Origin of the sequence: Breznakibacter xylanolyticus (assembly GCF_003254275.1) — a bacterium.
Taxonomy (GTDB): Bacteria; Bacteroidota; Bacteroidia; order Bacteroidales; family Marinilabiliaceae; genus Breznakibacter; species Breznakibacter xylanolyticus.
The window spans coordinates 43,732-54,212 of the sequence record NZ_QKZK01000025.1; the positions used below are offsets into that span (position 1 = coordinate 43,732).

Annotated in this window: 3 protein-coding genes; 2 read left to right on the top strand and 1 reads right to left on the bottom strand. The window is 51.6% G+C overall.

What is annotated here, in order from left to right; genetic code table 11:
* The first annotated feature begins 249 nt into the window (after positions 1 to 249).
* Positions 250 to 8,010, top strand: a complete 7,761-nt coding sequence (locus LX69_RS13050) for a DUF5018 domain-containing protein (protein ID WP_111446498.1) — start codon at positions 250 to 252, stop codon at positions 8,008 to 8,010.
* 368 nt (positions 8,011 to 8,378) lie between these two features.
* On the opposite strand, the gene LX69_RS18000 is transcribed toward LX69_RS13050, so the two are convergent.
* On the bottom strand, positions 8,379 to 8,576 hold the full coding sequence (locus tag LX69_RS18000) for a hypothetical protein (protein WP_111446499.1): 198 nt from the start codon (positions 8,574 to 8,576) through the stop codon (positions 8,379 to 8,381).
* Between the two features lie 81 nt (positions 8,577 to 8,657).
* On the opposite strand from LX69_RS18000, the gene LX69_RS13060 reads away from it, so the two are divergent.
* On the top strand, positions 8,658 to 10,094 hold the full coding sequence (locus LX69_RS13060; RefSeq protein WP_111446500.1) for a TIGR03032 family protein: 1,437 nt from the start codon (positions 8,658 to 8,660) through the stop codon (positions 10,092 to 10,094).
* The last annotated feature ends 387 nt before the right edge of the window (positions 10,095 to 10,481 follow it).

Sequence of the window (10,481 nt, forward strand, 5' to 3'; positions counted from 1 at the left end):
TTTAATATGATGATTGCATTGCGACTGACGTGTCGCTGCCTGTTTTGGGATGATCTATCTTTTGGTCATCTGAATTGCCAATCAACCTTTCTCATTTATCGATACATGGGTGGTTAATATCTAACTCCATCTTAACAGAGTGGATATGTACCACTTTAGTTCTCCAACCATAACGGGCTGAAGATGCGTCTATACAGCCTTGTTATTTCAAAATGATGACTCACATGCACCAACCACAACGACCCCATCATGAAAACTCTCTTATGCTCATCTCTCATTAAAAGATTGCTGACGACCTGCCTGCTGGTTGCCATGTTGCCAGTACATTCGGCTCATGCCGAAGGCTATGGCGCTGCCGTATCCACCGATGGTCGCATGGATGTCACCTTTTATTATCTCGATCTGAACATCAACATCGAGTCACCATACATCAGTGGGACGGTTTATGTGGAGTTTACTCCCACGCAAAACAATGTGAACCAAGTCTTCCTTAACCTACAATCGGCTCTTCACAATAGCCTCTCCGTCAGTGGCGATGCCCAGTCTGTTTCAAAGTCCGACAACACCATTGTCATTAAGCTCATCCGGGCTTTTAATATGGGGGAGAAGGTGCAGTTCTCGGTGGCTTATCAGGGCGTGCCTCAGGAAGCCAACAACACCAAAGGATTGGTATATCGGTCTATCACGTCAACCCAAAAGGTCATTGCGTCTCTCAGTACCCCATGGCTGGCTCATTATTGGTGGCCTTGCAAGGATGGTACCGACGACAAACCCGATTCGGTGTATGTGGATGTGACCATCAACAACAAAACGGTTGATGGCTTTCCCTATGTCGCCATATCTAATGGTGTGCTCGAAGAGAAATTGGTTTACGACGATTACACCACTTTCAAGTGGCGTCACCGATATCCCATTGTCACTTATTATGTCATGGTGGCCATCTCGAACTACCGTACCATCGTTGATAATTACTCGAGAAACGGGCATGACTTTCCGCTTTATTACTACGTCTTTCCCGATCATTACAGGACAGCTCAATATGGGGTCACCGATTTTAAAAATGCTTTCGATCTCTTCATCGAACTCTATGGTGACTACCCTTTCAAAGACGAAAAATATAGCATGACCCAACTGGGGTTTTATTCTGCCATCGAAAACCAAACCAACACCATTATCAACTCTTTTGATGGTGACTGGTATTATACCATGGTGCACGAGTTGGCTCACCAATGGTTTGGTTGCATGATCACCTGCAGCAATTGGCATCATGGATGGATGAACGAGGGATTTGCTGAATACTCAGAAGCTTTGTATGCAGAACGATACGAAGGGGTGTGGGCATATAAAAACAAGATGTCTTCATATGAGTATTGGGGGGGCGGTTCTGTTTTCCTGGATGACATTTCTGATCCTTTCAACATCTTTGTAAACATCATCTATAGCAAAGGTGCATGGGTGTTGCACATGCTGCGTGGTCATTTGGGAGACGATGATTTTTTCAGATGCATCAAGGCTTATGCCAATGATCCCCGCTGGAAGTACCGAAATGCTTCTACCAAAGATTTACGTGACCTGTGTGAAAGCATGACCGGGAAGAATTTGTTCAATTTTTTCGAACAATGGGTTTATGATGAATATTATCCTCGGTATCGATACAATTATTATTCTGATCCTGCCAACAACCAGGCCGGTATTACCATTGAGCAACGTCAGCACGATATGAATGGTTGGAGAGAGGTGTTTGAGATGCCCATTCAGTTAACCTTCAATTTTACGGACGGTTCTTCGGTCGATGAAACGGTTTATAACAATGCGCAATCACAGACGTTCTATTTCAACTTTAACAAAACCATCAAAAGTGTCTCTTTTGACCCCGATGAATGGATTTTGTGTGAGAACCAACGCGATACCTACATGACCGTTCCTCGCCCATCGGGCAGTGATGCCAAGGAAATCGTCGCTTTTTCAATTGACGGACAGTTGGGAGCCAGTGTCATCAACAGCGCCAACGCCTCGGTGTCGCTTGCCATGCCGCAGGGTACCAACCTGAATGGTTTGGTGCCGTCCATCCGGGTGTCTGACGATGCTTCCATCACACCGGCTTCGGGAGTGGCTCAAAACTTCAACGACCCGGTGTCGTTAATTGTGAAAGCGCAAAACCTCACCACCAAAACATGGACGGTGAACGTATCCATTGGGCAGAATACTGAAAATGACATTACGTCGTTTGTCATCCCCAATCAGGTGGGGGCTTCGGTCATTGATCGTGACATGCACACGGTTAGCCTGACCATGCCCTACGGCTCTTCTCTGATGGCTTTGACGCCTTCAATGACGGTTTCCTCCGGCGCTGTCATCTCGCCGGCTTCGGGTGTCTCGCGCGATTTTTCCATCCCTTGTTCATACTTGGTCACGGCTCAAAATGGCGATTCCCAATCGTGGAGCGTGTCGGTTGTGGTGGCTCCAAACAGTGCCAACGACATTGTGTCGTTCTTCATCGAGGGGCAGGTGGGAAATGCCGTGATTGATGCTTCCGACCACCGTGTGGCTGTGATCATGCCTTATGGTTCTGATCGCTCGTTGTTGACGCCGTTCATCTCGGTGTCGGACCACGCCATCATCACCCCCGAGAGCGGCACTCCGCGCAATTTCTCATCCCCGGTCTCTTATTTGGTGACATCGCAAAGTGGCGATTCGCAGTCTTGGCTCGTGACCGTGGCAAATGCGCTGAATGACGCGAATGACATTCTCTCGTTTATCATCCCAGGCCAGGAAGGGGTGTCTGTCATCGACCCTTCGTTGCATACCGTGAAGGTGGTCATGCCTTATGGGGTAGGGTTAGATCCTCTTTCTCCGGTCATTTCGGTTTCGGAGGATGCCTCCATCTCTCCGGAATCCGGAGTCGCCCGTAATTTTTCACGGGTTCGCGATTATACGGTGACCGCTCAAAATGGCAATCAGCAACTGTGGAAGGTGACGGTGACCAACGCCCCCAACCCGGCCAACGACATCCTTTCGTTTGCCATTGCAGGGCAGGAGGGAGAGAGCCTCATCAATGCGTCCAACCACTCTGTCTCTGTGGTGATGCCTTATGGAACCAGCCGCACCAATTTGGTGCCCGTCATCACCGTCTCGCCTGGCGCCACCATCAACCCGGCCTCGGGCTTGGCTCGTGATTTCACCAATACGGTGGGCTATGTCGTTTCTTCTCAAAGCGGTGTGCCCCAGTCTTGGTCAATATCTGTCTCCAATGCCCCCAATCCGGCAAATGACATCCTTTCGTTTGCCATCCCCGGGCAGGTAGGTACGAGCGTCATTAATGCCTCCACGCACTCAGTTTCAGTGGTGATGCCTTACGGAACCAGCCGAAATAGTCTGACACCCGTTATTGGCATCTCGCCCGGCGCCACCATCAACCCGATCTCGGGCATGGCTCGTGATTTCTCGGATGAGGTGGACTATCTCGTCACTTCTCAAAGCGGTGTGCCCCAGTCTTGGTCAATATCTGTCTCCAACGGCCCAAACCCGGCCAACGACATCCTTTCGTTTGCCATTGCAGGGCAGGAGGGCGTGAGCCTCATCAACACCTCCAATCACTCTGTCTCTGTGGTGATGCCTTATGGGGTGAATCGCAATAATTTGGTGCCCGTCATCACCGTTTCGCCCGGCGCCACCATCAACCCGGCCTCTGGCATGGCTCTTGATTTCTCGGATGAAGTGGACTATCTTGTCACATCCCAAAGCGGTGTGCCGCAGTCTTGGTCTGTATCTGTCTCCAACGCCCCCAATGCGGCCAACGACATCCTTTCTTTCGCCATTGCTGGACAGGTGGGAGAGAGCGTTATCAATGCTACCAGCCATTCGGTTTCTCTGGTGATGCCTTATGGGGTCAGTCGCACCAATTTGGTGCCTGTCATCACCGTGTCTGATGGGGCAACCATTAATCCGGCCTCAGGCATAGCTCGTGATTTCTCGGATGAGGTGGGTTATGTGGTGACCTCCCAAAGCGGGGTGCCTCAGTCCTGGTCAATATCTGTCTCCAATGCCCCCAACCCGGCCAACGACATTCTTTCGTTTGCCATTGCCGGACAGGTGGGAGAGAGCGTCATCAATGCCTCCGACCACTCTGTCTCTGTGGTGATGTCTTATGGGGTGAATCGCAATAATTTGGTGCCCGTCATCACCGTTTCGCCCGGCGCCACCATCAACCCGGCCTCTGGCATGGCTCGTGATTTCTCGGATGAAGTGGACTATCTTGTCACATCCCAAAGCGGTGTGCCTCAGTCTTGGTCTGTATCTGTCTCCAACGCCCCCAATGCGGCCAACGACATCCTTTCTTTCGCCATTGCCGGACAGGTGGGAGTGAGCGTCATTAATGCCTCCAACCACTCGGTTTCTGTGGTGATGCCTTATGGAACCAGCCGCACTAATCTTACACCTGTCATCACCGTTTCTGATGGGGCAACCATCAATCCGGCCTCCGGTATGGCTCGTGATTTCACCAATACGGTGGAGTATGTGGTGACCTCTCAAAGCAGTGTACCGCAGTCATGGTCAATATCTGTCTCCAACGCCCCCAACCCGGCCAACGACATTCTTTCGTTTGCCATTGCAGGGCAGGAGGGTGTCAGTCTCATCAATGCTTCCAACCACTCGGTTTCAGTGGTGATGCCTTACGGAACCAGCCGCACCAATTTGGTGCCCGTCATCACCGTTTCGGATGGCGCCACCATCAACCCGGCCTCAGGTGTGACTCGTGATTTTACCAATACAGTGGAGTATGTGGTGACCTCACAAAGCGGGGTGCCTCAGTCCTGGTCAATATCTGTCTCCAACGCCCCCAACCCGGCCAACGACATTCTTTCGTTTGCCATTGCAGGGCAGGAGGGTGTCAGTCTCATCAATGCTTCCAACCACTCGGTTTCAGTGGTGATGCCTTACGGAACCAGCCGCACCAATTTGGTGCCCGTCATCACCGTTTCGGATGGCGCCACCATCAACCCGGCCTCAGGTGTGACTCGTGATTTTACCAATACAGTGGAGTATGTGGTGACCTCACAAAGCGGGGTGCCTCAGTCCTGGTCAATATCTGTCTCCAACGCCCCCAACCCGGCCAACGACATTCTTTCGTTTGCCATTGCAGGGCAGGAGGGTGTCAGTCTCATCAATGCTTCCAAGCACTCGGTTTCAGTGGTGATGCCTTACGGAATCAGCAGAAACAGTCTGGCACCCGTTATTGGCATCTCGCCCGGCGCTACCATCAACCCGGCCTCGGGTGTGGCTCGTGATTTCTCGGATGAGGTGGACTATCTCGTCACTTCTCAAAGCGGTGTGTCCCAGTCCTGGTCAATATCCGTCACCAACGCCCCCAACCCGGCCAACGACATCCTTTCTTTCGCCATTGCAGGGCAGGTGGGAGAGAGTGTCATCAACGCCTCCACGCACTCAGTTTCTGTGGTGATGCCTTACGGAACCAGCCGAAATAGTCTGACACCCGTTATTGGCATCTCGCCCGGCGCCACCATCAACCCGATCTCGGGCATGGCTCGTGATTTCACCAATACGGTGGACTATGTCGTTTCTTCTCAAAGCGGTGTGCCCCAGTCCTGGTCAATATCTGTCTCCAACGCCCCCAACCCGGCCAACGACATCCTTTCGTTTGCCATCCCCGGGCAGGTGGGCGTGAGCCTCATCAACACCTCCAATCACTCTGTCTCTGTGGTGATGCCTTATGGGGTGAGTCGCAATAATTTAGTGCCTGTCATCACCGTTTCTGATGGGGCAACCATCAATCCGGCCTCCGGTATGGCTCGTGATTTCACCAATACGGTGGGCTATGTGGTGATCTCTCAAAGCAGTGTACCGCAGTCATGGTCTATATCTGTCTCCAACGCCCCCAACCCGGCCAACGACATACTTTCGTTTGCCATCCCCGGGCAGGTGGGCGTGAGGCTCATCAACACCTCCAATCACTCTGTCTCTGTGGTGATGCCTTATGGAACCAGCAGAAACAATTTGGTGCCTGTCATCACCGTTTCGGATGGGGCAACCATTAATCCGGCCTCAGGCATGGCTCGTGATTTCACCAGCAGGGTGAACTACTCCGTCATGTCACAAACTGGCGTGTCGCAGTCCTGGGCGGTGACGGTGGTGAATGCCCCCAATACGGCCAACGACATCATTGCCTTTCACATCGAAGGACAGGTGGGCGAGTCGATGATTCATTCTTCCGAACACTCGGTGAGCCTGTTGATGCCATACGGAACGAACCTCTCGGCGCTCGCTCCCCTCATCAGGGTGTCCGAGGGTGCCGTGGTTAGCCCTCAGAGCGGGATGATGCAGAACTTCTCCGGCACGGTCTATTACCTGGTGACGGCTGCAAGTGGTACCAAACTTTCTTGGAAGGTCAATGTCGGTTTGGCGCCCAACACCATGAATGACATCACAGCGGTTGAAATCCCCTACATCAGAACGGTGGTCGATATTCAACCGGTGCTGCAACGAGTGGTGATCACCATCCCTCATGGGGTGTCTCGGTTGGCGCTTGCCCCTGTGTTCACTGTCTCGGAGATGGCATCCATCGTGCCGGCCTCGGGTGTGCTGCAGGATTTTACCAATGACGTCATTTATACGGTTACATCTCAAAGCGGACTCCGCAAATTATGGACTGTCACCGTGCGTAATGCCGATAGCGACGACAACGACATCTCGGCTTTCTCCATCCCCGGACAAGTAGGGATGACATCCATCGATCGTGATGCCCACACCGTCAGCGTGGTCATGCCCTACGCGACGTCTTTGGCTTCACTCTCGCCTGCTGTCGTTGTCTCTGATGATGCTTCTCTTGACCCGGCATCGGGCGTGTCGATGGATTTCTCCAGTTCGGTGACTTATACGGTCACCTCGCAAAGTGGTCTGTCTCAGACATGGCGCGTGAATGTGTCGCATGCTCTCAATACGGCCAATCAAATGGTCGGGTTCGTCATTGACGGACAGGTGGGTGAAACGGTCATCAATGCTGCATCACACACCGTGACGGTGACCATGCCTTATGGATCCGACTGTAGTGCCCTGGTGCCGCGGATCTCTGTCTCGGAGGCTGCTTCGGTGTTGCCCGAAAGTGGGGTACAGCAAGACTTCAATCGCCCTGTCATCTACTCGATCACTTCGCAGAGTGGGGAAAGCCTGCTTTGGCGTGTCAATGTCATCATCAGCCCCAATACTCACAACGACATCCTCTCGTTTGCCATCCCCGGACTGTCGGAGGAATGTCGTATCGATCCGCTTCTGCGAACGGTGTGGCTCTCTGTCCCCTATGGAACCGATCGGGGGAGCCTCACGCCTGACATCGTCGTATCGCCCGAAGCCTCTGTGGTGCCGGAAAGTGGCATCACTGTCAGCCTCTCTAAACCCCGCACTTATGTGGTCACCTCGCAGAGCGGTAGTTCTGCGGAATGGACGGTTACCGTCACCGAAGAGCCCAACTCGGACAATGACATCCTCAATTTCTACATCGCCTCTCAGGTCGGCGAAAGCACCATCGACACGGATGCTCATACCATCAACATCATCATGCCGCATTGGTGCGATGTCTCTCGGCTCACCCCCGTGGTCATCGTCTCCGATAATGCGGATATTGATCCCAAATCTGGCTTAACCACCGACTTTTCTCTGCCGGTCGTATATGCCGTCACTGCCGAAGATGGTTCTACCCTGAAATGGATCGTCACCGTCAATCGTCTCATCGATACCGCCTCTGAGTCCATGCCCGTGGGGCAAATCTTGGTGTATCCCAACCCGACAAATGGCCCCGTCGAGATTCAATCCACGTCAGTCGACTTGTTCGCAATCCGTATCTATACCATCGATGGCTCTCTGGTGCATGCTCAATCCTTCACCCCTAAGCGTTCTCATACATTCAGCTTCAGCTATGATCAGCGCGGCATTTTCTTCTTGCATATCGACACATCCGCCGGATCGACCATTCACCAAATAGTGGTGGCACATTGATTTCCATGTTACTCTTAAAAACAAAAACCCTCAAGGTTTCAAAAACCTTGAGGGTTTAGCGCTGCCACTGGTTACTGGTCAGTCCTTATCTGGATTGATCGATGCGCACGACATAATATTTGATTTTCAGTTAATTGAGAAGATCCCACGGGGTTCATTTTGAGGCACGTACAAGGTCGGTTCTTCACAAAATACCAGTTCATCCTTATGGACATAGAGCACGTAAAATTTCCATTCATCGTCTATTGTGTGAGTTAGTTCTGTATTTTATCCACATAGGCCGTCCCCGCCGACCCAATCAAACTTGACATCCAAAGAGCGCATTTCGTTGATGAGCGAAAAAGCATAATGGCACTTCTCACTCCACATCATGACATTTTTTTTCCTGCCGTGCCGATTTTTTTTTCACGGCAGCAAATCACCCACCATCCGGGGCATCGTTGGTAACCGATTGACGATGCATGGATATCGGCATTATGCCACATTTTATTTTTGGGGCGAAAAAGAGAGGGGGGCAGCTCCCATTCATCAGCACAGAGGTGCGATTCATCAAAATGATCAGCCATAAGCACACAGATTATATATGAAATATTGAGGATCGAGTTATTTTTGCATCTCAATTCATATTCATCTGATTGCAAACAAGCATGAACCCATCACCCAAACCTTTTGATTGCGAATACAACCCGCAATTCGCCCAATTGTTAAACGACTTAGGCATTTCGCTGGCCATCAGTACCTATCAGGCCGGCAAGGTCGTGATGATGAGCCCGGTGGCAGGCGATCAACTGATGCAGCTGCCCCGAACCTTTGCCGGTGCCATGGGCATGGCATCGACCCAAAACCGACTGGCGGTGGCCTGCCGGCACGAGGTCATCGAATTGAACAACATTGCCCCCCTGGCAACTTCTTATCCCACCAAGCCCAACGTGTACGATGCCATGTATGTGCCGCGTGCCACCATTCACACGGGTTACCTGGCCATGCACGACATGGAATACCTCAACAACCATCGGTTGGTGGGGGTGAACACCCTGTTTTCGTGCCTGGCCGAAATTGATGGGCGCAACAATTTTACCCCCATCTGGAAACCGCCATTCATCAGCGAGTTGCTGCCCGAAGATCGTTGCCACATGAACGGCATGGCCGTTGACAACCATCAAATACGATACCTCACAGCCCTGGGCAGTGGTAACACCGCGCATGGCTGGCGCGACAATAAGCTCAATGGCGGCATTTTGATGGAGTATCCCTCGGGCGAAATCATCCTCAGCGGCCTGTCGATGCCCCACTCGCCAAGGGTGTACGATGGCAAGCTCTACCTGCTCAATTCGGCGCAAGGCGAACTCATTGAGGTGGATGTGGCCAACAAACGCTACGAAGTAGTGGTGAAGCTGGGCGGCTTTGCACGCGGCATGGCACGTTGCGGCGATTACCTGTTCATTGGCTTATCGAAACTGCGGCACAACAGCAAAGTGTTTGCCGACCTGCCCATTGCCCAAACGTCGTTTGCCGGCGTGGTGGCCGTGTATTTGCCCTACAAAACCATTGTGGGACAAATTCGTTATGCCATGAGCGTGGATGAGATTTACGACGTGAAGGTAATCCCGGCCATGCGACCCAACATTTTATCGCCCGACATGGAGGTGCACCAACAGGCATACGCCTATGCCAATGTGTGCTTCTGGGCCGACCTGGACGAGAAAAAGAGCAAACCCGCTGCCGCCGACGCAGCGCCCACGCCCCCGCAACCTTCAGCTCAGGTCACTGCGCGCCTGCTCAAAGATGTAAGCCCCGCTCAGTTGCTAAGCGCCTACCCGGCACTGATCCCCCACGATGTGGCCAATAACCTGACATCGGCACCGCCGGCAGGCCATTTGGTGGCCATTGTGGCACAACACCACGAGCAGCCGTTGGGTCTGACGCTCATTGAAGTGTTTGACGACCGCCGTGCCCGCCAACTGTGCGTAAGCATTGATCCCAATTACCGGGATCACGGCATTGAAGCATTCCTGAGCCGACAAATACAAATTGTCACCGATAAAAATCAACTCACTTGGTCCGAAGAGACCTCAGGGCAGTGAGTAAATCATTGAATCAGTAACTTTAAACAAGCCCGAAGGGCAATTTTTTAATCACTACTGACCGACAAAACTAGAAATCTCCAATCTTCAAAGATTGTAAGTGTTGATAAACAGCAACATAAGCATATCTTCAATTGTTTTTCAATTACCTACCCCCCCTTTTTTTTCAGAAAAATGCGAGTTGTATGTCAGGACTTTTGTTTTTTGCTTTTACATTTTTGACATAAGTCCGTCTACAGTTTTCAATCACCCAATAAACGTCTAAATGGCTTATCAGGTAAATCCTAACCAAAGCGGCAATTGTAGAGAAAGCCTTTTTTGTGTCCGACTTTGCCCTTAGGACCATTAAAAGCAAATGGGCGATCAATGTGCACCACACTTGTGTTT

Coding starts and splice junctions, on each gene's coding strand:
- LX69_RS13050 (WP_111446498.1), top strand. CDS start 250: ATGAAAACTCTCTTATGCTCATCTCTCATTAAAAGATTGCTGACGACC.
- LX69_RS18000 (WP_111446499.1), bottom strand. CDS start 8,576: ATGGCTGATCATTTTGATGAATCGCACCTCTGTGCTGATGAATGGGAG.
- LX69_RS13060 (WP_111446500.1), top strand. CDS start 8,658: ATGAACCCATCACCCAAACCTTTTGATTGCGAATACAACCCGCAATTC.